Raw genomic sequence first — 26,255 nt, 5'->3', positions numbered from 1 at the left:
GTGAATAACCATGGTCCCAAGTGACCGACTTGGGTCTGTAGCTCAGTTGGTTAGAGCACCGTCTTGATAAGGCGGGGGTCGTTGGTTCGAGACCAACCAGACCCACCAATGTCGAAGGGTTCGGTTAACCGGGTTGTCCAACGATATTCTGGCTTGGGGGGTGTAGCTCAGCTGGGAGAGCGGCTGCTTTGCAAGCAGTAGGTAGCGGGTTCGAGTCCTGTCACCTCCACCAACATTTTTAATGGTTCTTATTTGCTGTGTGTTTATTCAACACTAAAGTTACTTTGAGTATGATTGCTCGAGGTAATTTTAGTGTTGATCAAGATAGCTTGATCAACATAGACTGACCCTTTGGGGTTGGTGGCTGTTCTTTAACAATTTATAGAGTTTAATCAGCGTTACTAGCGGAAAGTGCACATTCGTAAAGGTTTCGTGCATACCGTGCCGCTAGTGACAAATTTTGATTGCGTCAAAATGAATATCAGACTTCACGTTTGAAATTCGAGTTATTCAAGTTAAATTGAATACGGCATAACGCGACAGGTGAGAGACCTGTCAAACATTCCTTGATAAAACGATGGTGTTTCGCAAGAAAGATCAAAGTTATAGGGTCAAGTGAATAAGAGCATGTGGTGGATGCCTTGGCAATGATAGGCGACGAAGGACGTGATAGCCTGCGATAAGCTTCGGGGAGCTGGCAAATGAGCTTTGATCCGGAGACTTCCGAATGGGGAAACCCACCTGCAAAGGTATCGCATGATGAATACATAGTCATGCGAGGCGAACCGGGTGAACTGAAACATCTCAGTAGCTCGAGGAAAAGACATCAACCGAGATTCCGAAAGTAGTGGCGAGCGAAATCGGAGAAGCCTGCAAGTGATAGCACAACTCTTAGCAAAACAGTCTGGAAAGTCTGGCCATAGCAGGTGATAGCCCTGTATGCGAAAAGAGATGTGTGGTACTGAGTTTGCGACAAGTAGGGCGGGACACGTGTAATCCTGTCTGAATATGGGGGGACCATCCTCCAAGGCTAAATACTCATCATTGACCGATAGTGAACTAGTACCGTGAGGGAAAGGCGAAAAGAACCCCGGGAGGGGAGTGAAATAGATCCTGAAACCGCATGCTTACAAAAAGTAGGAGCCCGCAAGGGTGACTGCGTACCTTTTGTATAATGGGTCAGCGACTTACATTCAGTGGCAAGGTTAACCGAATAGGGAAGCCGTAGAGAAATCGAGTCCGAATAGGGCGAATTAGTCGCTGGGTGTAGACCCGAAACCAAGTGATCTATCCATGGCCAGGATGAAGGTGCCGTAACAGGTACTGGAGGTCCGAACCGACTAGTGTTGCAAAACTAGCGGATGAGCTGTGGATAGGGGTGAAAGGCTAAACAAACTTGGAAATAGCTGGTTCTCTCCGAAAACTATTTAGGTAGTGCCTCAAGTATTACCGTTGGGGGTAGAGCACTGTTTTGGCTAGGGGGTCATGGCGACTTACCAAACCAATGCAAACTCCGAATACCGACGAGTACAGCTTGGGAGACAGAGCACCGGGTGCTAACGTCCGGACTCAAGAGGGAAACAACCCAGACCGCCAGCTAAGGTCCCTAAAATTGGCTAAGTGGGAAACGAAGTGGGAAGGCTAAAACAGTCAGGATGTTGGCTTAGAAGCAGCCATCATTTAAAGAAAGCGTAATAGCTCACTGATCGAGTCGTCCTGCGCGGAAGATGTAACGGGGCTAAGCCAGTTACCGAAGCTGCGGATGTGCAATTTATTGCACGTGGTAGGAGAGCGTTCTGTAAGCCTGTGAAGGTGCGTTGTAAAGCGTGCTGGAGGTATCAGAAGTGCGAATGCTGACATGAGTAGCGTTAAAGGGGGTGAAAAGCCCCCTCGCCGTAAGCGCAAGGTTTTCTACGCAACGTTCATCGGCGTAGAGTGAGTCGGCCCCTAAGGCGAGGCAGAGATGCGTAGTTGATGGGAAACAGGTCAATATTCCTGTACCGATGTGTAGTGCGATGTGGGGACGGAGAAGGTTAGCTCAGCCAACTGTTGGATATGTTGGTTCAAGCCTGTAGTCGTGCCTGGTAGGTAAATCCGCCGGGCTTAGATGAGGGGTGATAACGAGGCAGCTTGCTGCCGAAGTGAGTGATACCCTGCTTCCAGGAAAAGCCACTAAGCTTCAGCTACACACGACCGTACCGCAAACCGACACTGGTGCGCGAGATGAGTATTCTAAGGCGCTTGAGAGAACTCTGGAGAAGGAACTCGGCAAATTGACACCGTAACTTCGGAAGAAGGTGTGCCTTTAGTAGGTGAAGGGATTTACTCCTGGAGCCCAATGAGGTTGCAAAAAATCGGTGGCTGCGACTGTTTATTAAAAACACAGCACTCTGCAAACACGAAAGTGGACGTATAGGGTGTGACGCCTGCCCGGTGCTGGAAGATTAAATGATGGGGTGAGAGCTCTTGATTGAAGTCCCAGTAAACGGCGGCCGTAACTATAACGGTCCTAAGGTAGCGAAATTCCTTGTCGGGTAAGTTCCGACCTGCACGAATGGCGTAACGATGGCCACACTGTCTCCTCCAGAGACTCAGCGAAGTTGAAATGTTTGTGATGATGCAATCTCCCCGCGGAAAGACGGAAAGACCCCATGAACCTTTACTGTAGCTTTGTATTGGACTTTGAACAGATCTGTGTAGGATAGGTGGGAGGCTTTGAAGTAGGGTCGCTAGATTCTATGGAGCCAACGTTGAAATACCACCCTGGTGTGTTTGAGGTTCTAACCTAGGTCCCTTATCGGGATCGGGGACAGTGCATGGTAGGCAGTTTGACTGGGGCGGTCTCCTCCCAAAGCGTAACGGAGGAGTTCGAAGGTACGCTAGTTACGGTCGGACATCGTGACGATAGTGCAATGGCATAAGCGTGCTTAACTGCGAGACTGACAAGTCGAGCAGATGCGAAAGCAGGACATAGTGATCCGGTGGTTCTGTATGGAAGGGCCATCGCTCAACGGATAAAAGGTACTCTGGGGATAACAGGCTGATACCGCCCAAGAGTTCATATCGACGGCGGTGTTTGGCACCTCGATGTCGGCTCATCTCATCCTGGGGCTGTAGCCGGTCCCAAGGGTATGGCTGTTCGCCATTTAAAGAGGTACGTGAGCTGGGTTTAAAACGTCGTGAGACAGTTTGGTCCCTATCTTCCGTGGGCGCTGCAGATTTGAGGAAGCCTGCTCCTAGTACGAGAGGACCGGAGTGGACACACCTCTGGTGTATCGGTTGTCACGCCAGTGGCATTGCCGAGTAGCTATGTGTGGAAGAGATAACCGCTGAAAGCATCTAAGCGGGAAACTCGTTTCAAGATGAGATCTGCCGGGGCCTTGAGCCCCCTGAAGAGTCGTTCAAGACCAGGACGTTGATAGGTCGGGTGTGTAAGTGCAGCAATGCATTGAGCTAACCGATACTAATTGCTCGTGCGGCTTGACCCTATAACTTTGATTTGCCGACAACGCAATCAAGGAAGTTATGCCAAGTTGACGCATTCAAAATCCAGGTGGCAACACCTGGTGTCTAACAAGACAAAAGCTGATTAGCTCTATAAATTGATCCTATTGACACCAAAAACGTCAATAAGATAAAAAGTTTTGCCTGACGACCATAGCGAGGTGGCTCCACTCCTTCCCATCCCGAACAGGACAGTGAAACGCCTCTGCGCCAATGATAGTGCGGATTCCCGTGTGAAAGTAGGTCATCGTCAGGCTCCCAACGCCAGAAACGCCCAGTCTCTTGACTGGGCGTTTTTCTTAGAGATCATGAAGATTTTTAAGAAAAACGCAAAAAAGCGTTGTAGAATACAAGGCTTCGCTGATCACGGCGAAGCAAAAAAAGAAAGTAGCGACAAGCTGCTTTTGAGATCATTAAAAACATACAGCCGATAAGCGTGGGCGTTTGAAGCGAGGGGCTCAAGTTCTTTGGAACTAAGTCTTAATTGGCTTACAAACGCTCATGAAGTAAAAAAGATGTGAAATTCAGAAATGAAGTTCACGTTGATTCCAATTTATGAGTTGTGCAGCAATGCACAAAAAATTCAAGATCGAACTATAGAGTTTGATCCTGGCTCAGATTGAACGCTGGCGGCATGCCTTACACATGCAAGTCGAACGGCAGCACGGGAGCAATCCTGGTGGCGAGTGGCGAACGGGTGAGTAATATATCGGAACGTGCCCAGTCGTGGGGGATAACGCAGCGAAAGCTGTGCTAATACCGCATACGATCCATGGATGAAAGCGGGGGATCGCAAGACCTCGCGCGATTGGAGCGGCCGATATCAGATTAGCTAGTTGGTGAGGTAAAGGCTCACCAAGGCGACGATCTGTAGCTGGTCTGAGAGGACGACCAGCCACACTGGAACTGAGACACGGTCCAGACTCCTACGGGAGGCAGCAGTGGGGAATTTTGGACAATGGGCGCAAGCCTGATCCAGCAATGCCGCGTGCAGGATGAAGGCCTTCGGGTTGTAAACTGCTTTTGTACGGAGCGAAAAGGCTTCTCCTAATACGAGGGGCTCATGACGGTACCGTAAGAATAAGCACCGGCTAACTACGTGCCAGCAGCCGCGGTAATACGTAGGGTGCGAGCGTTAATCGGAATTACTGGGCGTAAAGCGTGCGCAGGCGGTTTTGTAAGACAGATGTGAAATCCCCGGGCTCAACCTGGGACCTGCATTTGTGACTGCAAGGCTAGAGTACGGTAGAGGGGGATGGAATTCCGCGTGTAGCAGTGAAATGCGTAGATATGCGGAGGAACACCGATGGCGAAGGCAATCCCCTGGACCTGTACTGACGCTCATGCACGAAAGCGTGGGGAGCAAACAGGATTAGATACCCTGGTAGTCCACGCCCTAAACGATGTCAACTGGTTGTTGGGTCTTTACTGACTCAGTAACGAAGCTAACGCGTGAAGTTGACCGCCTGGGGAGTACGGCCGCAAGGTTGAAACTCAAAGGAATTGACGGGGACCCGCACAAGCGGTGGATGATGTGGTTTAATTCGATGCAACGCGAAAAACCTTACCCACCTTTGACATGTACGGAACCCTTTAGAGATAGAGGGGTGCTCGAAAGAGAGCCGTAACACAGGTGCTGCATGGCTGTCGTCAGCTCGTGTCGTGAGATGTTGGGTTAAGTCCCGCAACGAGCGCAACCCTTGTCATTAGTTGCTACATTTAGTTGGGCACTCTAATGAGACTGCCGGTGACAAGCCGGAGGAAGGTGGGGATGACGTCAAGTCCTCATGGCCCTTATAGGTGGGGCTACACACGTCATACAATGGCTGGTACAAAGGGTTGCCAACCCGCGAGGGGGAGCTAATCCCATAAAGCCAGTCGTAGTCCGGATCGTAGTCTGCAACTCGACTACGTGAAGTCGGAATCGCTAGTAATCGTGGATCAGAATGTCACGGTGAATACGTTCCCGGGTCTTGTACACACCGCCCGTCACACCATGGGAGCGGGTTCTGCCAGAAGTAGTTAGCTTAACCGCAAGGAGGGCGATTACCACGGCAGGGTTCGTGACTGGGGTGAAGTCGTAACAAGGTAGCCGTATCGGAAGGTGCGGCTGGATCACCTCCTTTCTGGAAACATTTAGCTTCTCAAATTGAACGCTCACACTTATCGGTTGTTGGAAGGTTGTCGCTGACGACTGCGGTGAATAACCATGGTCCCAAGTGACCGACTTGGGTCTGTAGCTCAGTTGGTTAGAGCACCGTCTTGATAAGGCGGGGGTCGTTGGTTCGAGACCAACCAGACCCACCAATGTCGAAGGGTTCGGTTAACCGGGTTGTCCAACGATATTCTGGCTTGGGGGGTGTAGCTCAGCTGGGAGAGCGGCTGCTTTGCAAGCAGTAGGTAGCGGGTTCGAGTCCTGTCACCTCCACCAACATTTTTAATGGTTCTTATTTGCTGTGTGTTTATTCAACACTAAAGTTACTTTGAGTATGATTGCTCGAGGTAATTTTAGTGTTGATCAAGATAGCTTGATCAACATAGACTGACCCTTTGGGGTTGGTGGCTGTTCTTTAACAATTTATAGAGTTTAATCAGCGTTACTAGCGGAAAGTGCACATTCGTAAAGGTTTCGTGCATACCGTGCCGCTAGTGACAAATTTTGATTGCGTCAAAATGAATATCAGACTTCACGTTTGAAATTCGAGTTATTCAAGTTAAATTGAATACGGCATAACGCGACAGGTGAGAGACCTGTCAAACATTCCTTGATAAAACGATGGTGTTTCGCAAGAAAGATCAAAGTTATAGGGTCAAGTGAATAAGAGCATGTGGTGGATGCCTTGGCAATGATAGGCGACGAAGGACGTGATAGCCTGCGATAAGCTTCGGGGAGCTGGCAAATGAGCTTTGATCCGGAGACTTCCGAATGGGGAAACCCACCTGCAAAGGTATCGCATGATGAATACATAGTCATGCGAGGCGAACCGGGTGAACTGAAACATCTCAGTAGCTCGAGGAAAAGACATCAACCGAGATTCCGAAAGTAGTGGCGAGCGAAATCGGAGAAGCCTGCAAGTGATAGCACAACTCTTAGCAAAACAGTCTGGAAAGTCTGGCCATAGCAGGTGATAGCCCTGTATGCGAAAAGAGATGTGTGGTACTGAGTTTGCGACAAGTAGGGCGGGACACGTGTAATCCTGTCTGAATATGGGGGGACCATCCTCCAAGGCTAAATACTCATCATTGACCGATAGTGAACTAGTACCGTGAGGGAAAGGCGAAAAGAACCCCGGGAGGGGAGTGAAATAGATCCTGAAACCGCATGCTTACAAAAAGTAGGAGCCCGCAAGGGTGACTGCGTACCTTTTGTATAATGGGTCAGCGACTTACATTCAGTGGCAAGGTTAACCGAATAGGGAAGCCGTAGAGAAATCGAGTCCGAATAGGGCGAATTAGTCGCTGGGTGTAGACCCGAAACCAAGTGATCTATCCATGGCCAGGATGAAGGTGCCGTAACAGGTACTGGAGGTCCGAACCGACTAGTGTTGCAAAACTAGCGGATGAGCTGTGGATAGGGGTGAAAGGCTAAACAAACTTGGAAATAGCTGGTTCTCTCCGAAAACTATTTAGGTAGTGCCTCAAGTATTACCGTTGGGGGTAGAGCACTGTTTTGGCTAGGGGGTCATGGCGACTTACCAAACCAATGCAAACTCCGAATACCGACGAGTACAGCTTGGGAGACAGAGCACCGGGTGCTAACGTCCGGACTCAAGAGGGAAACAACCCAGACCGCCAGCTAAGGTCCCTAAAATTGGCTAAGTGGGAAACGAAGTGGGAAGGCTAAAACAGTCAGGATGTTGGCTTAGAAGCAGCCATCATTTAAAGAAAGCGTAATAGCTCACTGATCGAGTCGTCCTGCGCGGAAGATGTAACGGGGCTAAGCCAGTTACCGAAGCTGCGGATGTGCAATTTATTGCACGTGGTAGGAGAGCGTTCTGTAAGCCTGTGAAGGTGCGTTGTAAAGCGTGCTGGAGGTATCAGAAGTGCGAATGCTGACATGAGTAGCGTTAAAGGGGGTGAAAAGCCCCCTCGCCGTAAGCGCAAGGTTTTCTACGCAACGTTCATCGGCGTAGAGTGAGTCGGCCCCTAAGGCGAGGCAGAGATGCGTAGTTGATGGGAAACAGGTCAATATTCCTGTACCGATGTGTAGTGCGATGTGGGGACGGAGAAGGTTAGCTCAGCCAACTGTTGGATATGTTGGTTCAAGCCTGTAGTCGTGCCTGGTAGGTAAATCCGCCGGGCTTAGATGAGGGGTGATAACGAGGCAGCTTGCTGCCGAAGTGAGTGATACCCTGCTTCCAGGAAAAGCCACTAAGCTTCAGCTACACACGACCGTACCGCAAACCGACACTGGTGCGCGAGATGAGTATTCTAAGGCGCTTGAGAGAACTCTGGAGAAGGAACTCGGCAAATTGACACCGTAACTTCGGAAGAAGGTGTGCCTTTAGTAGGTGAAGGGATTTACTCCTGGAGCCCAATGAGGTTGCAAAAAATCGGTGGCTGCGACTGTTTATTAAAAACACAGCACTCTGCAAACACGAAAGTGGACGTATAGGGTGTGACGCCTGCCCGGTGCTGGAAGATTAAATGATGGGGTGAGAGCTCTTGATTGAAGTCCCAGTAAACGGCGGCCGTAACTATAACGGTCCTAAGGTAGCGAAATTCCTTGTCGGGTAAGTTCCGACCTGCACGAATGGCGTAACGATGGCCACACTGTCTCCTCCAGAGACTCAGCGAAGTTGAAATGTTTGTGATGATGCAATCTCCCCGCGGAAAGACGGAAAGACCCCATGAACCTTTACTGTAGCTTTGTATTGGACTTTGAACAGATCTGTGTAGGATAGGTGGGAGGCTTTGAAGTAGGGTCGCTAGATTCTATGGAGCCAACGTTGAAATACCACCCTGGTGTGTTTGAGGTTCTAACCTAGGTCCCTTATCGGGATCGGGGACAGTGCATGGTAGGCAGTTTGACTGGGGCGGTCTCCTCCCAAAGCGTAACGGAGGAGTTCGAAGGTACGCTAGTTACGGTCGGACATCGTGACGATAGTGCAATGGCATAAGCGTGCTTAACTGCGAGACTGACAAGTCGAGCAGATGCGAAAGCAGGACATAGTGATCCGGTGGTTCTGTATGGAAGGGCCATCGCTCAACGGATAAAAGGTACTCTGGGGATAACAGGCTGATACCGCCCAAGAGTTCATATCGACGGCGGTGTTTGGCACCTCGATGTCGGCTCATCTCATCCTGGGGCTGTAGCCGGTCCCAAGGGTATGGCTGTTCGCCATTTAAAGAGGTACGTGAGCTGGGTTTAAAACGTCGTGAGACAGTTTGGTCCCTATCTTCCGTGGGCGCTGCAGATTTGAGGAAGCCTGCTCCTAGTACGAGAGGACCGGAGTGGACACACCTCTGGTGTATCGGTTGTCACGCCAGTGGCATTGCCGAGTAGCTATGTGTGGAAGAGATAACCGCTGAAAGCATCTAAGCGGGAAACTCGTTTCAAGATGAGATCTGCCGGGGCCTTGAGCCCCCTGAAGAGTCGTTCAAGACCAGGACGTTGATAGGTCGGGTGTGTAAGTGCAGCAATGCATTGAGCTAACCGATACTAATTGCTCGTGCGGCTTGACCCTATAACTTTGATTTGCCGACAACGCAATCAAGGAAGTTATGCCAAGTTGACGCATTCAAAATCCAGGTGGCAACACCTGGTGTCTAACAAGACAAAAGCTGATTAGCTCTATAAATTGATCCTATTGACACCAAAAACGTCAATAAGATAAAAAGTTTTGCCTGACGACCATAGCGAGGTGGCTCCACTCCTTCCCATCCCGAACAGGACAGTGAAACGCCTCTGCGCCAATGATAGTGCGGATTCCCGTGTGAAAGTAGGTCATCGTCAGGCTCCCAACGCCAGAAACGCCCAGTCTCTTGACTGGGCGTTTTTTTTTTGTGTTTCAGATATCGCCGCGGTCTTCAAACAGCCCGTTGATCCATTCGCTTTCACGCTTTTGGATGGCAACCAGAAACGTCTTCACTGCATCAGGGTCTTTGGCGAGACTGCCGAAGTGATCGAACCCTGTTTCAAGAAAGCTCTGCAAATTGCCCAGGCCAGCCAGTTCGGCCGGTTTACGCATCATCTTCAACAACCAGCGCAAGCCCACTTTGCGGGTCAAGACGCTTAACTCGCTACCGATGCCCAATACCGTGTTGAGTTGCCATTGGCGTTTGGGCTGTTGGCCCACTCTGCGCCAACACGCTTGATAACGTGCTGCAGGCGTTGGTAGGTGGTCTAAATCTATCCAGCTCTGGGCCATCTCCAAATCAAGTGCTTCTGTCACATGGTGAAGTTCGGCCAGCGTGACGGCAATCTCGACAACCTGAGCAGGGAAGGTGTGCTGGATGGCGGCAGCCACTTTCGCAAACTGGGCGTCACGGCGGCTGTAATCACGTTCGCTGTACAACTCTTCCAGAAAAAAAGTGGCGCAGCCTGAATAGACTGGCGACGCCAACATGTCTTGGTAAGTGTCGGCAAAGCGTCTGGCTTGTATCGCCTTGACTTCCGACACAGCGCTGGACAATGCCGGGTTGTGTAAAGCCATCCCGCGCAGCTCGGAGACCTGTGCCAACGCTTCCCTGATTCGTGTGGACGCTTCCATCGGAAGCACAGTTTAGGATGCAAAGGGGGCCGTGGTGTGGGAAACACCCCACGTCTTGCTACATTGTTTTGATTTAGTGTGAAGACACTAGTGGAAACCCGTATATTCGCGGGATGCTTGAAACGATCACCTCCACCGACGATACCGAGAGCCGCGCTCGGCCATCCAGAGGTGCGGTGCATCTTGAGAAAAAGACCGTTGTAGCTCGGCCGGCCGACCTGATGGTGCCGATACGCTCGCTGGGTGAGAACCATCGCGGACGCATTGGTGAACACCTATTGGCCTTGAGCCCCCAGGATCGGTACTTCCGTTTTGGTTTTACCGCCAAGGATGCGCAGATTCAGGCGTACGTGGATGGCCTTAATTTTGAGCGTGACGAAATTTTTGGCATCTACAACCGGCGCCTCAAGTTGATTGGCATGGCGCACTTGGCGTATTCGAGTGCTGATCGTGTCAGCGCGTCTTCCGAGTTTGGTGTGTCGGTTTCCGAGCATGTGCGTGGGCGGGGTTATGGTGCACGCCTGTTCGAGCGCGCCGTCATGCACGCTCGCAATGAAGGTGTGACCGCCATGTATGTGCATGTGCTCAGTGAAAACACCGCCATGCTGAAAATCGCGCGCCGGGGTGGTGCGACGGTGGTGCGTGATGGCTCTGAATCCGAGGCATACCTGCGCTTGACACCGGCGACCTTCCAAACCCAGGTGACCGAGATCATGGAAGAGCATTTGGCCCAGGCCAATTACCACCTCAAGGCCCAGGCCAAACAGTTCTGGGACACGATTGGGCGATTCCAGCACGCCTGGCGCCCCGCCAAAGAAGACAGCCCCAGCGAATGATCTGACATGGCGCATGAGGGTTGGCGGCGTAATCCGGTATCCTAGAGGCTTGTTCAACAACCGCATGTCCTGCCGCCCTGGCCGTGTCCGACCCTTACCCTGCCCGTCCTGAACGGGAAGACACCCGCACCTTTTTGCAAAAAGTCGCGGAATTCATCAACCCCGGTCCTGACTCCACCGCCGAGCTCATCGAGACCCTGGTAGATGCTGAACACAATCAGCTCATAGGCGCAGATTCGCGCAAGATGCTTGAAGGCGTCATCCGCATGGCCGAGATGACGGCAGGGGATGTGATGGTGCCCACCCCCCGCATGGAGTTGGTCAACATCGAGGACCCCTATGACGTGATGATGCACGGTGTGATCGATACCGCGCATTCCCGCTTCCCGGTGTTTGAGGGGGAACGCGAGAACATCATCGGCATTCTGATGGCCAAGGACCTGCTCAAACTCCAGCGTGCGCCTGACCTCAACATCCGTGCTTTGTTGCGACCGGCGGTGTTTGTGCCCGAGAGCAAAGGCTTGAACGACCTGCTGCGTGATTTCCAGAGTAACCACAACCACCTGGCGATCGTGATCGACGAGTTTGGCCGGGTTGCCGGATTGATCACCATCGAGGATGTGCTGGAACAAATTGTGGGTGAGATCGAAGACGAGTTTGATCTGGACGATGACGAGGGCGACATCTTCGGCTTGGCGGACCGCACCTACCGCGTCAGTGGTGACACCTTGATTGAACGTGTGGAAGCCACCTTTGGTGTGACCCTCGACAGCACCGACCCCGAAGACGATTTCGAAACCATCGGCGGGCTGATTGCCCACGAGATGGGCCATGTGCCCAAACGGGGTGAACATCACATCATGTCCGGCTTGGACTTTGCCGTCCTGCACACCAAAGGCGGTGCGGTGAAGTGGTTCAAGGTCTCGCCTGTGCCGCAGAATCCGGCCTGAACTTGGGCGGGGCAGGTCTTGTTTGAAACACCGCGTCGTTCGACGCCCCTGATCCGCTGGCTGCTGCTGTTGGCCGCAGGTGCCTTTCAGGCGGCCAGCCTGGCCTGGCCTCTCGCTACGCCAGACGCTCTCCATTTTCTGGGACTCACGCGCGGCCAGCCGGTCTGGTGGCTGCAGCTGGTGTCCATGGCCGTGTTGGTGGCCTTGCTCACACGGTGCCGTACCGCGCGTGAAGCGGCCTGGGGCGGCTGGTTGTTCACGCTGGCCTGGTTGTCACTGACTTTTGCCTGGTTATTTGTGTCCATGCACACCTATGGCGGTTTGCCTGCGCCGCTGGCAGTTCTGGCGGTGTTGGCGCTGGCGGGTGCCTTGGCCCTGTATTACGCCGCTGTTTCATGGATGTTTTGGCATCTGGGCCTTATCAATAAAGGGCTGAGTGATCTTGTTTTTGCATCCTTGTGGTTGTTGGCTGAACTGGCTCGAGGGCAGTGGTTGACCGGTTTTGGCTGGGGGGCGGTGGGCTACGCGCAGCTTGATGGGCCTTTGCAGGCCTGGTTGCCCTGGGTTGGCCTGTACGGTGTGAGCTGGCTGGCCGCCTGGTTGGCCGCTGTGCTGGTGACGCTGCTGGGTGGGACACGCGCCAAACACAAGGGGGCCACGGTGCTGCTGGTCCTGGTGGTTGTTGGTTTGCCGCTGGTCTGGCCCGCTTCTGCGGGGCTTGATCGAGGCAAGCTCAGCGTCACGCTGTTGCAAGGCAACATCGCCCAAGAGGAGAAGTTCGAGCCCGCCACCGGTGTGCTCAAGGCCTTGCGCTGGTACGGCGCGCAGTTGCAAGCCAGCCAAAGTGAACTCATCATCACGCCCGAAACGGCGATTGCGGTATTGCCACAACAGTTGCCCGAGGGTTATTGGCAGGCGCTGCAGCAGCGTTTTGCCAGCGGCCAGCAGGCGGCGCTGGTGGGTTTGCCGCTCGGTGGTCTGTCAGAGGGCTATACCAACTCGGTGGTGGGTTTTGCGCCTGGGCAAACCACCCCCTGGCGCTACGACAAACACCACCTGGTGCCTTTTGGCGAGTTCATCCCGCCGATGTTTCGCTGGTTCATCGACATGATGCACATCCCGCTGGGTGACTTCAATCGGGGAGGGCTGCCCCAGCCCAGCTTTGATTGGCAGGGGCAGCGTCTGGCCACCAGCATCTGTTTTGAAAACCTGTTCAGCGAAGAGATGGCGACCCAGTTTGTGGACGCTTCAACCGCGCCGACCATCCTGGTCAACCTCAGCAACCTGGGCTGGTTTGGTGAACACCTGGCCATGGACCAGCATCTGCACATTGCCCGCACCCGTGCGCTCGAATTTGACCGTCCGTTTTTGCTGGCCACCAACACCGGGCAGACCGCCATCGTGAGCCGCCAAGGGCAGGTGCTGCAAGCGCTGGCTCCGCATACCGCCGCGGCGCTGCACGGCACGGTGCAGGGGCGCTCGGGCATCACGCCCTATGCGGCCTGGGTGTCCCGGTTTGGCCAGTGGCCGTTGTGGCTGCTGGCGATGGGCATCGTGTTGGGCGCCGCCTGGCGGCGCTGGTCGTCACCGCGTTTTTAAATCGGGCCTGTTCCCCCGGCGCTCGAGAGGTGGGGCCAGACGAAGCCCGTAAAATTGCGGTTTGGCGCATCGCCTGGCGGTGTGTCTGTTTGAAACTCCAAGCGCCAATCAGACCGGCGCAACCCACTTATGTTGACCTTCCAGCAAATCATCTTGAAACTGCAGTCCTACTGGGACGCCCAGGGCTGCGCGTTGTTGCAGCCCTATGACATGGAAGTTGGTGCCGGCACCTCACACACCGCCACGTTTTTGAGAGCCCTGGGGCCGGAGCCCTGGAAGGCGGCCTATGTGCAGCCCAGCCGCCGCCCCAAAGACGGCCGTTATGGTGAGAACCCAAACCGCCTGCAACACTACTACCAATACCAGGTGGTGCTCAAACCCGCACCGAGCAACATCCTGGAGCTGTACCTGGGCTCACTCGAAGCGCTGGGCTTTGATTTGCAGAAAAACGACATCCGTTTTGTTGAAGACGACTGGGAAAACCCGACGCTGGGCGCCTGGGGCCTGGGCTGGGAAGTCTGGCTCAATGGCATGGAAGTGACCCAGTTCACCTACTTTCAGCAAGTGGGTGGCATCGACTGCAAACCGATCACCGGTGAAATCACCTACGGCCTGGAGCGCCTGGCGATGTACCTGCAAGGTGTGGACAACGTCTACAACCTGACCTGGACCACGGCGGCAGACGGTCGCACGCTGTCTTACGGCGACGTCTACAAACAAAACGAGGTGGAGCAGTCCACCTACAACTTCGAACACAGCGACGCCGACTTCCTGTTCACCGCGTTCACCGCGCATGAAAAACAGGCAAAACACCTGATGGACGTGCAGCTGGCCTTGCCCGCGTATGAGCAGGTGCTCAAGTGTGCGCACAGCTTCAACCTGCTGGACGCCCGTGGCGCCATCAGCGTGACCGAACGCGCCGCCTACATCGGCCGCATCCGCAACCTGGCCCGCGGTGTGGCGCAAAGTTACCGCGACAGCCGCGCCCGCCTGGGTTACCCGATGGCCGACAGCCAGATTGCGGCCCTGGTTCTGGGCAACGAGGGCATCGATGCCGTCACCGACGCTGCGCGCCAAGCCGAGCTGAGCCGTGCCTTCATGTGGAGTGCGCTGACCGATAAAAACCAAGAGACCCAGAAGGTGGCCCTGTGAGAAACCTGCTTGTTGAACTGTTTGTTGAAGAACTGCCCCCCAAGGCGCTCAAAAAATTGGGTGAAGCTTTTGCCGGCCAGTTGGCTGAGCAACTGCGCGCGCTGGGTCTGGCCAATGGCGTGTCGATGGTGACACCGTTTGCCTCGCCACGCCGCCTGGCGGCCCACATCACCCATGTGGCGGCCAAAGCGGCTGACAAAGCCGTGCAGCAAAAGCTGATGCCGGTGAGCGTCGGGCTGGATGCCAACGGCCTGGCCACGCCAGCGCTGCTCAAGAAGCTGCAGGCCCTCGGTGTGGACGTGTCGGACCCGGTGTTTGCGGTCGCTGGTTTGCGCAAGGCGGTGGATGGCAAAGCCGAGGCGCTGTTTTATGACAGCCAGGTCAGCGGTGCCACGCTGGACGTGGGCCTGCAGCAGGCGCTGGACGTGGCGCTGAGCAAGCTGCCGATCCCCAAGGTCATGAGTTACCAGCTTGAGACAGATTGCGAGCTGCCCGGCTGGACCAGCGTCAACTTTGTGCGCCCGGCCCATGGTCTGGTGGCGCTGCATGGCGACACCGTGGTGCCGGTCAAGGTGCTGGGCCTCACAGCAGGTAACAGCACCCAGGGTCACCGTTTTGAGGCGACCAAGTCGCCGGTGGTGCTGGAAGACGCCGACAGCTACGCCCAGACCCTGCGAGAGGACGGTGCGGTGATCGCCAGTTTTGCCGAACGCCGTGCCGACATCGTTCAGCAGCTAAAAGCCGCTGCAGCCCAGGTAGGACATGGGGTGCGTGCTATTGAAGATGAAGCTTTGCTGGACGAGGTGACGGCCCTGGTAGAGCGCCCCCATGTGCTGGTGTGCCAGTTTGAGCCCGAGTTTCTGGACGTGCCGCAAGAGTGCCTGATTCTGACCATGAAGGCCAACCAGAAGTATTTCCCGCTGCTTGATGCACAAGGCAAGCTCACCAACCAGTTCCTGGTGGTCAGCAACATCAACCCGCAGGATGCCAGCGCGGTGGTGGGTGGCAACGAGCGTGTGGTGCGCCCGCGCCTGGCCGATGCCAAGTTCTTCTATGACCAAGACCGCAAAAAGACCCTGGCTTCACGTGTGGCCGGGCTCGACAAGGTGGTCTACCACAACAAACTCGGCACCCAGGGTGAACGCATGGGGCGGGTCTGCGACATCGCCCGCGCCATTGCCGAGCTGCTGGTGTCCACCGGCGCCGGGTCTGATCTGGTGACAACAGCCGACACCGCCGCACGTCTGGCCAAGACCGATTTGCTGACCGACATGGTCGGTGAGTTCCCTGAGTTGCAAGGCATCATGGGTGCTTATTACGCCCTCAATGACGGCCTGAGCACCGAGGTGGCCCAAGCGATTGAAGACCACTACAAACCCCGCTTTGCCGGTGACGATCTGCCCCGCAATCTGACCGGTGTGGTGGTGGCCCTGGCCGACAAGTTGGAGACCCTGGTCGGTCTGTTTGGCATTGGCAACCTGCCCACGGGTGACAAAGACCCGTTTGCGCTGCGCCGCCACGCGCTTGGTGTGATCCGCATGCTGGTTGAAAAGGATTTGCCGCTGAGCCTGGCTGAGTTGCTGGAAGCCGCCATTCCGGTGTTTGGTGACAAGATTGCCGACCCCACTGTGGCCTTGACCGACTTCATCTTTGACCGCCTGGCGGGCTCTCTGCGCGAGCAAGGCTTCAGCGCCCTCGAAGTCGACGCGGTGCTGGCCCTGCGCCCGCAGCGCCTGGGTGAGGTGCCCAAGCGCCTGGCTGCCGTGCGCGCCTTTGCTGCTTTGCCTGAAGCACCGGCACTCGCCGCAGCCAACAAACGCATCAGCAACATCCTCAAAAAAGCCGACGCCGCTGCCGTGGCCGACGCCCATGTCAGTGAACTGCTGCTGCAAGAACCTGCTGAGCAAGCGCTCTACGCAGCCATGCAGGACATCACCCCACGTGCCCAGGCCCAGCTGGACGCCGGTGACTACGCGACCTCCTTGCAAACCCTGGCCGCTTTGCGTGTGCCGGTGGACGCGTTTTTTGAGGATGTGATGGTCAACGCCGAGGCGCTGGACCTGCGCCTGAACCGCCTGGGTCTGCTCAAAACCCTGCACCAGGCGATGAACCAGGTGGCTGACCTCTCGCGCCTGGCGGCCTGACCCCAACAAGGCAACAACACACCATGACACCCCACAAACTGGTCATTCTGGACCGAGACGGCACCATCAACGTCGACAGCCTGGACTACATCAAGTCGGCCGCCGAGTGGCAGGCTTTGCCCGGCGCGCTCGAAGCCATTGCCCGGCTCAACCACGCGGGCTGGCATGTGGTGGTGGTGTCCAACCAGTCGGGCCTGGGGCGCGGGCTGTTCGAGGTGTCGGACCTCAACGAGATCCACGCCAAGATGCACCAGGAACTGGCCGACGTGGGTGGCCGTATTGACGCCATCTTTTATTGCCCCCATTCACCCGACGATGCCTGCAGCTGCCGCAAACCGGCGCCGGGCCTGTTTGAGCAGGTGGGTGAGCGCTACGGCATCCACCTCAAAGGGGTGCCCGCAGTGGGGGACTCGGCGCGTGATCTGGTCGCGGCGGTGGCCGTGGGTTGTGAGCCGCACCTGGTGCTCACCGGCAAGGGTGAGGTCCACAAAGGCCGCAGCCTGCCCGATGTGTTTCCGGCCCAAACCGTGGTGCATGCGGATTTGTCGGCCTTTGTTGACCACCTGTTGGCCCGTGAAGCCGAGGCCAGTTGATGGGGACAGACGTGCCTGTGCTTGGGTGTTGGAAGAATATGAAATTGATAGCTATCAGCCCTTTATTGATAAGGGCTAGTGCCCAAAAAGGCTTGTGATGGCCTGGATTCGCTCGGTTTTGCATTTGCTGTGGATGGCCATCACGGTCATTCCCTGGACCATCGGTGTTGTGCTGGTGTCTTTCGTGGCCTCACGGGCTTCGGCCTGGTGGGTGGCGGTGAACTGGTTTCGTGTTGTGATGTGGGGCACCCGGGTGATCCTGGGGGTGCGCATGGAGGTGCAGGGTTACGAGAACCTGCCGCTGGGCAAAGCCAGCGCCGCGGTGTTGTTGTCCAAACACCAGTCCACGCTCGAGACACTGTGGTTGCCCACGATCATGCCGCACCCGCTGGCCTTTGTGTTCAAACGCGAGTTGCTCAAGATCCCGTTTTTTGGCTGGTCGATGGCGCGCCTGGACATGATCCACATCAACCGCGAGTCACGCACCGTGGCCATGAAACATGTGATCGAGCAGGGCAAACGCCTGCTCGGCCAGGGCACCTGGGTCATGATGTTCCCCGAAGGCACGCGTATGCCGCGCGGTGAAGAGGGCACCTACCAGACGGCCGGCACACGGCTGGCGGTGGAGAGCGGCGCGCCTGTGGTGCCGATTGCAGTGGCCACCGCCCGCTGCTGGCCCAAGCAAGGTTTTGTCAAACACCCCGGTGTGGTGCGGGTGTCGATTGGCCCGCTGATGGAGAGCACCGGGCGCGACCCCAAAGCCCTGATGCGTGAGGCCCAAGCCTGGATCGAGGCCGAAATGCGCCGCATCGACCCCGAGGCCTATCCTTGACCGACGCGAGCACGCGTTCTGTCATGCACCCGCTGCTGCGCTTCACGCTCGATTTGTTTGAGCCAAATCAGCCCCCAGCCCAGGTGGAAAAAGGGCCAGTAGCTCCCAAAAAAGCAGCAGACTTTAGCCATCCCCAGGCCAACCGCGAGGTGTCGCTGGGCCAGACCCGGGTGGCCTATGCCTTTAACCGCGGGCAGCGGCGCAGCATCGGTTTCAGCGTCAGCGTGGACGGTCTGGCGGTGCGTGCGCCCAAATGGGTCACCCTGCGCGATGTGGATGCCGCATTACAGGCCAAAGCCAGCTGGATTCTGCGCAAGTTGCACGACAGCCGCGAGCGCCAGACCCGCCTGGCCGACCAGCACATCGTCTGGCAGGACGGCGCCGAGCTGCCGTTTCTGGGCCAAACCCTCACCCTGCGGCTGGACCCCGAACACCGCTTTGGCGCCGCTGGCGCCCAGCTGTTGACCGAGGACGTGGCCGCAGCGCCCGATCAGGCCGCGCAGACGCGCCAGGTTTTGTGCATCAGCCTGTCGCGCCAGGCCACACCCGAGCAGATCCGCGACGTGGTGCAAGCCTGGCTGATGCGCCAGGCCAAGCGTATTTTTCAGGAGCGGCTTGACCACTTTGCGCCGCTGCTTGGTGTGCAATGGAAAAAGCTCTCGCTCAGCAACGCGGGCACGCGCTGGGGCAGTGCGCGTGTGGATGGCTCGATCCGCCTGAACTGGCGGCTGGTGCACTTCAAGATGTCGGTGCTGGACTATGTGGTGGCCCATGAACTGAGCCACCTGCGGGTGATGGACCACAGCCCCCGCTTCTGGGACACCGTGCGCACTCTGGTGCCCGACTACGCCGCGCAACGCGCTTTGCTCAAGAGTGAGGCTGTGCCCAGGTGGGATTGAGGTGGGCACATCTTGAGGCTCTTTTTGATTTATTGATGAAAATGGCCTCTGGCCCTTTTTATATAAGGGCTTGTAGCTATTGAGTAAATAGCATTTTGCTGTGATGTTTGGCGCTTGGGTTCGCGTGGCGCCAGGCGGGTAGCGGGGTTACCGTTCTCCGGCCCCCTCGCGGGCGACGGTTTGGGGTGGTCTGATGCCAAGGTCTCGCCGCTTGTCATGGTGTGCCGTCTCTCACATCACGCGAATGGGTTCTGCGCCCGGCAACCCCGCTACCCGCCTTCAGCGGATTTGGGAGGTGTTGTGGCGGTGGAGGTCTGCTCGAGCGAAGGGTTAGGCCTCGCTGCTCAGCTTAGATGTATGGCTTTGCGGCTAGAGAAGAGGCAATGGTGGGCCATTGAAACCCGTAACGCACGGTGACGTCTGCCACGCTCTCGAGGAACCAGCTTGGTGCGAGGGGCGAGACGGCCGTGAACTCGACAAGACTTGGCAGATCGACATCAATGCTCAGACCGACTGGGTACTTTGCGAAGATGGCATCTGGATCTGGATGGAGCACATAGTCATCCGGTTCAGGGATCCAGATCAGCGCTCGGCACTCCTGCTCATGCTGGAATGAAGGTCGCTTGTTCATGAGAGGGACCAAGAGGTTGCCGGTTGGGAGTTGTTCCTTGAAATGATCGAGGTACGTCACCCTTCCCAGCATCGGGCCGACGTGCGGGCGGCCCGATTCGCTTGGAGTTGGAAGGGCGTCCCTAAGCTTGCAGTACCTCGACTTGATTGCGATTGCGAAGGAGGACTGCGAGTAGAGGCGCCACATCGCTTCAGACTCACCCTCGTTGAAGTGCCAGCAGTTGACGTAGCAAGAGCGGCGTCCGTTTCTGGCGTTCTGCATAAGTACATCAAAGTACTTGCCACGCCATTCTGGCGGTAGCCTTCCGTCCTGCTCGCCCTTCTTTGCGCGGGCGACGATGTCTTCATACTCGGCTCGGGAGATTGTTCCTTCGAACGGATCGTCAAACTTGTCTATGCGGAAGAAGTAGAGGGCCTTCGACCGCAACAGCGCCACGTACTTCGCGAAGTCCATGTACCTCCAGATGGAGGCACTCTGGTCCGAGGGCTGGATTAGCGCCGGGTGAGTCGTATCGGCTGACATTCGCGAGGCCTAACGTGGAGGTCACCGGGGCTGCGCGGCTTTATCGCGCAGCGTCAGGTGGACCGCAGGGCTATGCCTTGCCATCAGTTTCGGTAAGTTCAAGAACGCGTCGGCGAAAAGATTCTGGCTCAAAGAATGGTTCATTCCCCCGCAGGAGAAGCGGTTCCATTGCGGCAGCCTCAAAGACGGATTCGCCGACCATGTGCGAGCCATCGGGAGCTTGCGGCAACACTCCGAGAGGCAATGTGTTCTTGGCGATGAGTGTGGACATTGCTGTGAGCCGGTAGTCCGCTGCCATTGCACGGTAGTGCTGCCTAGGGAAGCGTTTGGCAAGAAGAAACATTCTTCCTTCCCAATCTCGGCGATCTTCGGGAATGTCGTGGACAGCATCAGAAATCTCCAGCAGATCGTCAGCGGAAAAGCGCTCGGAGTTAAGGCGAGCGACCATATCTAGCTCGGTTTGGGTGATCGGCTTCTTTTTGGACATCAGGTCAGATTCCGAAGGCATAACTTTGATTTATCCCGCAATTTTGCGGGATAACTTGGCAGTAAGTCAGATAACGCCACGAAAAGTCATCGATATTTTTCATACAAATCAATAAGTTAGACGAAATATCTGGCGCGACATAAAGGTATATTGAAAACGACGAAGTCGGTAAGCCGCACAACCCGGATTTGTGCAGGATGCCCCCACTTGAGGAGGAGTCGGACACACAGCTTTATCTGCATTGTGACTGTCTGTATGCGACCTGAACATCCCCCAAATGGGGGTTTCGCGTGTGTTCCCTTGCTCAACACCTCAAGCGTTGAATCCGCAGATTCCATGGGATCGGAAAACTGGTGTTTTTGCACCAGACAGTATGGCTTCTTCAGCCGGAACACGCCGTCAGCTCGCCCTCAAAGTTTGTACGCCATAATCCGGCCAATAGTTGACGTTTACGTCAACGTCAGAAGACCTTGTTCACCCGAATTTTTCCTTTCATGTCACAGACTTACAGCATCAGCGACCTGGCCAAAGAGTTTGACCTCACCACACGGGCCATGCGTTTTTATGAAGACATGGGCCTGCTGCAGCCCGAGCGCACAGGCCCCGGCGGGCGCAACCGCATCTACAGCGGGCGTGACCGCACACGCCTCAAACTCACGCTGCGTGCCAAGCGGCTGGGCCTGTCCCTGACTGATGCCAAAGACATCATCGACATGTACGACAGCCCGCGCGACACCGCCGCGCAGCTGGAGCGGTTTCTGCAGGTGCTGGGCCAGCAGCAACAGCTGCTGGAGGCGCAGATGACAGACATCCAGGCCAATCTGGATGAGATCAAGGTGCACCAGCGTGAAGCCAAAACCCTGTTGGCTAAAGCCTTGCGCCAGCCCCCCACCAAGCCCGCCTCTTCCCGTGAACCCAGCCCCTCAACCCCTCAGCCCACCCACAGCCCATGACACAACCCACCACCCCCACCGAAACCCCTTTGCAACGTGTGCAGCGCAGCTTGGAGCGCCAGGGCCTGATGCGCCACCTGGGGGCCGAACTGCTGCGTGTGGTGCCGGGGGAATGTGTGGTCACCCTGCCTTTTTCTGACAAGGCCAGCCAGCAGCATGGCTCGTTCCACGGCGGGGCGGTGGGTGCGCTGGCCGACATCGCCGGGGGCTACGCCGCGCTGACCGTGGCGCCGCCCGACACGGAGGTGGTCAGCCTGGAGTACAAGATCAATTTTCTGGCGGCCTGCCACGGTGGGGAGTTGTGTGCCACCGGCCGGGTGGTCAAGAACGGCAAACGCGTCATCGTCACCAGCGCCGAGGTCAGCCACATTGCCGACGACGGCACCCAGACCCTGTGTGCGGTGATGCAGCAGACCGTGATGCCGGTGCCCAAAAACTACTAAAACCTGGACCCGAGGAGACACCCCCCATGAACAACCTGCCTGGACTCAACTTTCAGCTTGGTGACGACGTCGACGCGCTGCGTGATGCGGTGCGAGACTTCGCCCAGACCGAGATCGCACCCCGTGCGGCCGAGATCGACCGCACCGACCAGTTTCCCATGGACCTGTGGCCCAAGATGGGCGCCCTCGGTGTGCTGGGCATCACCGTGGGGGAAGAATATGGCGGCGCCAACATGGGTTACCTGGCGCACATGGTGGCGATGGAGGAGATCAGCCGCGCCAGCGCCTCGGTGGGCCTGAGCTACGGAGCGCACAGCAACCTTTGTGTGAACCAGATCAAACGCAACGGCACCGAAGCCCAACGTGCCAAGTACCTGCCCAAGCTGATCAGTGGTGAACATGTCGGCGCCCTGGCCATGAGTGAACCTGGCGCCGGCAGTGATGTGATCAGCATGAAGCTCAAGGCGCAGGACAAGGGCGGCTACTTCCTGCTCAACGGCAGCAAGATGTGGATCACCAACGGCCCCGATGCCGACACCCTGGTGGTCTACGCCAAGACCGAACCCGAACTCGGCGCACGCGGTGTCACCGCCTTTTTGATCGAGAAGGGTATGCCGGGTTTCAGCGTGGCGCAAAAGCTCGACAAACTCGGTATGCGTGGCAGCCACACGGGTGAGCTGGTCTTCAACAACGTCGAGGTGCCCGAGTCCCACATCCTGGGCGGCCTGAACCAGGGCGCCAAAGTGCTCATGAGCGGGCTGGACTACGAACGCGCGGTGCTCACCGGCGGGCCGCTGGGCATCATGCAAAGTGTGATGGACAACGTGGTGCCCTACATCCACGACCGTAAGCAGTTTGGCCAGAGCATTGGTGAATTCCAGCTGATCCAGGGCAAGGTGGCCGACATGTACACCGTGCTGCAGGCCGGGCGCTCATTCGCCTACACCGTGGCCAAGAACCTCGACATGCTTGGGCTAGAGCATGTGCGCCAGGTGCGCAAGGACTGCGCCTCGGTGATCCTGTGGTGCGCCGAAAAAGCCACCTGGATGGCGGGGGAGGGTGTGCAGATTTTTGGTGGCAACGGCTACATCAACGAGTACCCGCTGGGCCGCTTGTGGCGCGACGCCAAGTTGTATGAAATTGGCGCGGGCACCAGTGAGATCCGGCGCATGTTGATTGGGCGCGAGCTGTTTGCTGAGACCTGTTGAGCGCCTAACCTGGGCCGGGGAGGATGGGGTCGGAGCTGGCCCATGGCGCCAAGGGGATTGAGGTTATAGGGCGGCAGACATGTTCGCGCAAGGTCCTCTAGGCAAAATGACAGACTGATCTCAGCCTTTCATACTCAAAAAAAGTCAAACCATGTCTTCCCTGCAGAACCTTCTCGACAACAACCGCCTCTGGGCCGCCAACATGCAGTTGCAGCGCCCCGGATTTTTTGACCGGCTGGCGCAACAGCAGGCGCCCAAATACCTGTGGATCGGCTGTGCCGACAGCCGGGTACCGGCCAACGAAATCACCGGCCTGGACCCGGGCGAGGTGTTTGTGCACCGCAATATCGCCAATGTGGTGGTGCACTCTGACCTCAATGCCCTGTCGGTCATCCAGTACGCGGTGGACCACCTCAAGGTGGAGCACATCATGGTGGTGGGCCATTACGGTTGCGGCGGTGTGCTGGCTGCCTTGCGTGGCACCCGCGTGGGCCTGGCTGACAACTGGCTGCGCCATGTGCACGATGTGAAGCTGCGCCACCGCCGCCGGCTTGACCACCTGGCGCTGGTGCAGCAGGAAGACGTCTTGTGTGAGATGAATGTGATCGAACAGGTGGCCAATGTGGCGCTGTCCAATGTGCTGCAGGACGCCTGGGCGCGCGGCCAGAAAGTGGCGGTGCACGGCTGGTGTTACGGCCTGAAAGATGGTCTGGTCAACGACCTGGGTGTCACCATGCAGGGCAGCCACGAGGTGACCGACATTTTTGTCAAAGCCTTCAAGCGTTACCCGCGCCCGGGGTTGTAGGCCTGGCCACCAGTCGGTTGTTAATGAAAATGCGTTGTAGCCTTTATCCCTCAAGCCCTGATAGCTATACAGAAGAGAGCAGACATGTTTCCGACCCGACTGGACTCCCCTGTGGCCTACGAGATTGCCAAGGCCATGATGGATGGCTTCAACCGCCACTACCACCTGTTTCGCAGCGAATCGGCCCGCGCCAAACAACGCTTTGAGACCGCCGACTGGGCCGGTCAGCAGCGCGCCCAGCGTGAACGCATCGAGTTCTACGACCTGCGCGTGCGCGAATGCTTCATGCGGCTGGAGCGCGAGTTCAAGGCCGGTGAGCAGCCGATGGACATATGGCACCAGGTCAAACTGCATTACATCGGCTTGCTGGTAGACCACCTCCAGCCCGAGCTGGCCGAGACCTTTTTCAACTCGGTCACCACCAAGATCCTGCACCGCAGTTATTTCCAGAACAGCTTCATCTTTTTCCGCCCGGTGGTCAGCACCGAGTACATCGAGAACAATGCGCCCGAGGCACAGCCCACCTACCGCGCGTATTACCCCACGCTCGACAACTTGGCCGGGGTGTTGCAGCAGATGGTGCTCGACTTTGGCCTGTGCCGCGAATTTGAAGACCTGCCGCGCGACGCCGCGTTGGTGACGGGGGTGATCCGGCCGATGTTGGATCGCGTCAAGGTGCACGCCAACTTGCAGATCCAGGTGCTCAGCAGCCTGTTCTACCGCAACAAAGGTGCCTACCTCATTGGCAAGCTGATCAATGGGTTTACCGAGCAGCCGTTTGCCCTGCCGATTTTGTACAACCAGGCGGAGACCCAGCTGCGCATCGATGCGGTGCTGCACGGCGATGACGACATGCACGTGTTGTTTGGTTTTGCCCGGGCCTACTTCATGGTGGACATGGACATCCCGAGCGCCTACGTGCAGTTTCTGCGCAGCCTGATGCCGCGTAAACCCCGCAACGAGTTGTACAACGCACTTGGCCTGGCCAAGCAAGGCAAGACCCTGTTTTACCGCGACTTCTTGTACCACCTGCGCCACTCCACCGACCAATTCCGCATTGCGCCGGGCATCAAGGGCATGGTCATGCTGGTGTTTGATTTGCCCAGCTTTCCTTATGTGTTCAAGGTCATAAAGGACTTTTACCCGCCGCCCAAGGACACCAGCCGCGAGCAGATCAAGGGCAAGTACCTGCTGGTCAAACAACACGACCGTGTGGGGCGCATGGCCGACACGCTGGAGTACAGCGGTGTGGCTTTTCCGCGCAACCGTTTCACCGACGAGCTGATCGCCGAGATTGAGAAGCTGGCGCCCAGCCAGCTCGAGATCAGCGACCGCGATGGGGATGGCCAGCTGGAGGTCATCCTCAAACACGTCTACATCGAGCGGCGCATGATCCCGCTCAACATCTACTTGCAGGACGCTTTTGACGCCGGTGGTGCCGACCCCAGCAACAGCAGCCCCGCCGCCCAGAGTGCCCGCGCCCAGTTGGAGCACGGTGTCATCGAATACGGCAACGCGCTCAAAGACCTGATTGCCGCCAACATCTTCCCGGGCGACATGTTGTGGAAGAACTTTGGCATCACCCGCCACGGCAAGGTGGTGTTTTACGACTATGACGAGATCGAATACATCACCGACTGCGTGTTCCGCAAGGTGCCCAAACCGCGTTGTGAGGAAGACGAGATGTCGGGCGAGGTCTGGTACACGGTTGGCCCGCACGATGTGTTTCCCGAGACCTTTGGCCCGTTCCTGCTGGGCAACCCGGCGGTGCGTGAGGTGTTCATGAAACACCATGCCAACCTGCTGGACCCGGCGTTCTGGCAGAAAAACAAGGACCGCATCCAGCAAGGCCATATGTTTGACGTGTTCCCGTATGACCAGAGCAAACGGTTTGTGGTCAGCCCGCGCCAGTCGGAGTTGCCGGAGTCGATGTAGCAACTTTGTTTTTAATAGCTGTTCGCCCTGACTGAATAAGGGCTAGAGG

The 26,255-nt window shown here is 56.6% G+C and carries 16 protein-coding genes, 4 tRNA genes and 5 rRNA genes; 22 read left to right on the top strand and 3 right to left on the bottom strand.

Translation table 11 applies throughout. The features are described 5' to 3' along the window. Nucleotides 1-31: 31 nt before the first annotated feature. From RF819_RS20280 to rrf (RF819_RS20240), 9 genes are all read left to right on the top strand, one after another. Nucleotides 32-108, top strand: a tRNA-Ile gene (locus RF819_RS20280). A gap of 48 nt (nucleotides 109-156) precedes the next feature. Continuing rightward, nucleotides 157-232: transfer RNA gene (locus RF819_RS20275), tRNA-Ala, on the top strand. 377 nt (nucleotides 233-609) lie between these two features. Then, a 23S ribosomal RNA gene (locus tag RF819_RS20270) occupies nucleotides 610-3,488 on the top strand. A 159-nt stretch (nucleotides 3,489-3,647) separates the two neighbouring features. After that, nucleotides 3,648-3,760, top strand: a 5S ribosomal RNA gene (gene rrf / locus RF819_RS20265). Between the two features lie 335 nt (nucleotides 3,761-4,095). Further along, a 16S ribosomal RNA gene (locus tag RF819_RS20260) occupies nucleotides 4,096-5,630 on the top strand. 104 nt (nucleotides 5,631-5,734) lie between these two features. Continuing rightward, nucleotides 5,735-5,811, top strand: a tRNA-Ile gene (locus RF819_RS20255). Nucleotides 5,812-5,859: 48 nt separating this feature from the next. Beyond that, nucleotides 5,860-5,935 (top strand) — tRNA-Ala (locus RF819_RS20250). 377 nt (nucleotides 5,936-6,312) lie between these two features. Beyond that, nucleotides 6,313-9,191 (top strand): 23S ribosomal RNA (locus RF819_RS20245). Between the two features lie 159 nt (nucleotides 9,192-9,350). Continuing rightward, nucleotides 9,351-9,463: ribosomal RNA gene (gene rrf, locus RF819_RS20240) — 5S ribosomal RNA — on the top strand. Together the 16S, 23S and 5S rRNA genes with 4 tRNA genes alongside form the textbook arrangement of a ribosomal RNA operon. 52 nt (nucleotides 9,464-9,515) lie before the next feature. On the opposite strand, the gene RF819_RS20235 is transcribed toward rrf (RF819_RS20240), so the two are convergent. After that, on the bottom strand, nucleotides 9,516-10,217 hold the full coding sequence (locus RF819_RS20235; RefSeq protein ID WP_078366616.1) for an FFLEELY motif protein: 702 nt from the start codon (nucleotides 10,215-10,217) through the stop codon (nucleotides 9,516-9,518). Between the two features lie 113 nt (nucleotides 10,218-10,330). Between RF819_RS20235 and RF819_RS20230 the strand changes: the two genes are divergently transcribed. The 8 genes from RF819_RS20230 to RF819_RS20195 all read left to right on the top strand — a co-directional run bounded on the left by RF819_RS20230 (nucleotide 10,331) and on the right by RF819_RS20195 (nucleotide 19,222). Beyond that, a complete protein-coding gene (locus RF819_RS20230) occupies nucleotides 10,331-11,053 on the top strand; it encodes a GNAT family N-acetyltransferase (protein WP_078366615.1) in 723 nt (240 codons plus the stop codon). An 83-nt stretch (nucleotides 11,054-11,136) separates the two neighbouring features. Further along, nucleotides 11,137-12,003, top strand: coding sequence for a CorC family transporter (locus tag RF819_RS20225; protein ID WP_078366614.1), 867 nt, complete (start codon nucleotides 11,137-11,139; stop codon nucleotides 12,001-12,003). A gap of 18 nt (nucleotides 12,004-12,021) precedes the next feature. Beyond that, a complete protein-coding gene (gene lnt, locus RF819_RS20220) occupies nucleotides 12,022-13,602 on the top strand; it encodes an apolipoprotein N-acyltransferase (RefSeq protein ID WP_078366613.1) in 1,581 nt (526 codons plus the stop codon). Between the two features lie 129 nt (nucleotides 13,603-13,731). Continuing rightward, nucleotides 13,732-14,754, top strand: coding sequence for a glycine--tRNA ligase subunit alpha (gene glyQ / locus RF819_RS20215; protein ID WP_242472953.1), 1,023 nt, complete (start codon nucleotides 13,732-13,734; stop codon nucleotides 14,752-14,754). Continuing rightward, entirely contained in the window at nucleotides 14,751-16,898 is a 2,148-nt protein-coding gene (gene glyS, locus RF819_RS20210) for a glycine--tRNA ligase subunit beta (RefSeq protein WP_078366612.1), read from the top strand. Before glyQ ends, glyS begins: the two co-directional genes overlap by 4 nt. 23 nt (nucleotides 16,899-16,921) lie before the next feature. Further along, nucleotides 16,922-17,491: a D-glycero-beta-D-manno-heptose 1,7-bisphosphate 7-phosphatase gene (gene gmhB / locus RF819_RS20205; RefSeq protein WP_078366611.1), complete on the top strand. Its 570-nt coding sequence runs from the start codon at nucleotides 16,922-16,924 to the stop codon at nucleotides 17,489-17,491. A 97-nt stretch (nucleotides 17,492-17,588) separates the two neighbouring features. Then, nucleotides 17,589-18,323 (top strand): lysophospholipid acyltransferase family protein, encoded by a 735-nt coding sequence (locus RF819_RS20200; RefSeq protein WP_078366610.1) that lies wholly within the window; start codon nucleotides 17,589-17,591, stop codon nucleotides 18,321-18,323. A 23-nt stretch (nucleotides 18,324-18,346) separates the two neighbouring features. Next, the gene (locus RF819_RS20195) at nucleotides 18,347-19,222 is read left to right on the top strand and encodes a M48 family metallopeptidase (RefSeq protein WP_078366609.1); all 876 of its coding nucleotides are present in this window, start codon (nucleotides 18,347-18,349) and stop codon (nucleotides 19,220-19,222) included. A gap of 349 nt (nucleotides 19,223-19,571) precedes the next feature. On the opposite strand, the gene RF819_RS20190 is transcribed toward RF819_RS20195, so the two are convergent. Continuing rightward, nucleotides 19,572-20,306 (bottom strand): hypothetical protein, encoded by a 735-nt coding sequence (locus RF819_RS20190; protein ID WP_143541783.1) that lies wholly within the window; start codon nucleotides 20,304-20,306, stop codon nucleotides 19,572-19,574. Nucleotides 20,307-20,445: 139 nt separating this feature from the next. Next, nucleotides 20,446-20,862, bottom strand: a complete 417-nt coding sequence (locus tag RF819_RS20185) for a hypothetical protein (RefSeq protein ID WP_143541782.1) — start codon at nucleotides 20,860-20,862, stop codon at nucleotides 20,446-20,448. Nucleotides 20,863-21,356: 494 nt separating this feature from the next. On the opposite strand from RF819_RS20185, the gene RF819_RS20180 reads away from it, so the two are divergent. From RF819_RS20180 to aceK, 5 genes are all read left to right on the top strand, one after another. Continuing rightward, complete coding sequence (locus RF819_RS20180; protein WP_078366606.1) at nucleotides 21,357-21,815, top strand: MerR family transcriptional regulator; 459 nt, start codon at nucleotides 21,357-21,359, stop codon at nucleotides 21,813-21,815. Beyond that, nucleotides 21,812-22,258, top strand: coding sequence for a PaaI family thioesterase (locus tag RF819_RS20175; protein ID WP_078366605.1), 447 nt, complete (start codon nucleotides 21,812-21,814; stop codon nucleotides 22,256-22,258). The genes RF819_RS20180 and RF819_RS20175 overlap by 4 nt, the downstream gene beginning before the upstream one ends. Nucleotides 22,259-22,284: 26 nt before the next feature. Then, a complete protein-coding gene (locus RF819_RS20170; protein WP_078366604.1) occupies nucleotides 22,285-23,466 on the top strand; it encodes an isovaleryl-CoA dehydrogenase in 1,182 nt (393 codons plus the stop codon). Nucleotides 23,467-23,617: 151 nt separating this feature from the next. Beyond that, nucleotides 23,618-24,271: a carbonate dehydratase gene (gene can / locus RF819_RS20165; protein ID WP_078366603.1), complete on the top strand. Its 654-nt coding sequence runs from the start codon at nucleotides 23,618-23,620 to the stop codon at nucleotides 24,269-24,271. Between the two features lie 84 nt (nucleotides 24,272-24,355). Continuing rightward, complete coding sequence (gene aceK / locus RF819_RS20160; RefSeq protein WP_078366602.1) at nucleotides 24,356-26,206, top strand: bifunctional isocitrate dehydrogenase kinase/phosphatase; 1,851 nt, start codon at nucleotides 24,356-24,358, stop codon at nucleotides 26,204-26,206. The last annotated feature ends 49 nt before the right edge of the window (nucleotides 26,207-26,255 follow it).

The organism is Rhodoferax fermentans, assembly GCF_002017865.1.
Taxonomy (GTDB): Bacteria; Pseudomonadota; Gammaproteobacteria; order Burkholderiales; family Burkholderiaceae_C; genus Rhodoferax; species Rhodoferax fermentans.
The sequence above is the reverse complement of the archived record's forward strand: the minus strand, read 5'-3'. Positions and strand labels throughout refer to the sequence as shown.

Coding starts and splice junctions, on each gene's coding strand:
- RF819_RS20180 (WP_078366606.1), top strand. CDS start 21,357: ATGTCACAGACTTACAGCATCAGCGACCTGGCCAAAGAGTTTGACCTC.
- RF819_RS20175 (WP_078366605.1), top strand. CDS start 21,812: ATGACACAACCCACCACCCCCACCGAAACCCCTTTGCAACGTGTGCAG.
- RF819_RS20185 (WP_143541782.1), bottom strand. CDS start 20,862: ATGTCCAAAAAGAAGCCGATCACCCAAACCGAGCTAGATATGGTCGCT.
- gmhB (WP_078366611.1), top strand. CDS start 16,922: ATGACACCCCACAAACTGGTCATTCTGGACCGAGACGGCACCATCAAC.
- aceK (WP_078366602.1), top strand. CDS start 24,356: ATGTTTCCGACCCGACTGGACTCCCCTGTGGCCTACGAGATTGCCAAG.
- RF819_RS20235 (WP_078366616.1), bottom strand. CDS start 10,217: ATGGAAGCGTCCACACGAATCAGGGAAGCGTTGGCACAGGTCTCCGAG.
- RF819_RS20200 (WP_078366610.1), top strand. CDS start 17,589: ATGGCCTGGATTCGCTCGGTTTTGCATTTGCTGTGGATGGCCATCACG.
- RF819_RS20190 (WP_143541783.1), bottom strand. CDS start 20,306: ATGGACTTCGCGAAGTACGTGGCGCTGTTGCGGTCGAAGGCCCTCTAC.
- RF819_RS20230 (WP_078366615.1), top strand. CDS start 10,331: ATGCTTGAAACGATCACCTCCACCGACGATACCGAGAGCCGCGCTCGG.
- RF819_RS20170 (WP_078366604.1), top strand. CDS start 22,285: ATGAACAACCTGCCTGGACTCAACTTTCAGCTTGGTGACGACGTCGAC.
- can (WP_078366603.1), top strand. CDS start 23,618: ATGTCTTCCCTGCAGAACCTTCTCGACAACAACCGCCTCTGGGCCGCC.
- glyQ (WP_242472953.1), top strand. CDS start 13,732: ATGTTGACCTTCCAGCAAATCATCTTGAAACTGCAGTCCTACTGGGAC.
- RF819_RS20195 (WP_078366609.1), top strand. CDS start 18,347: ATGCACCCGCTGCTGCGCTTCACGCTCGATTTGTTTGAGCCAAATCAG.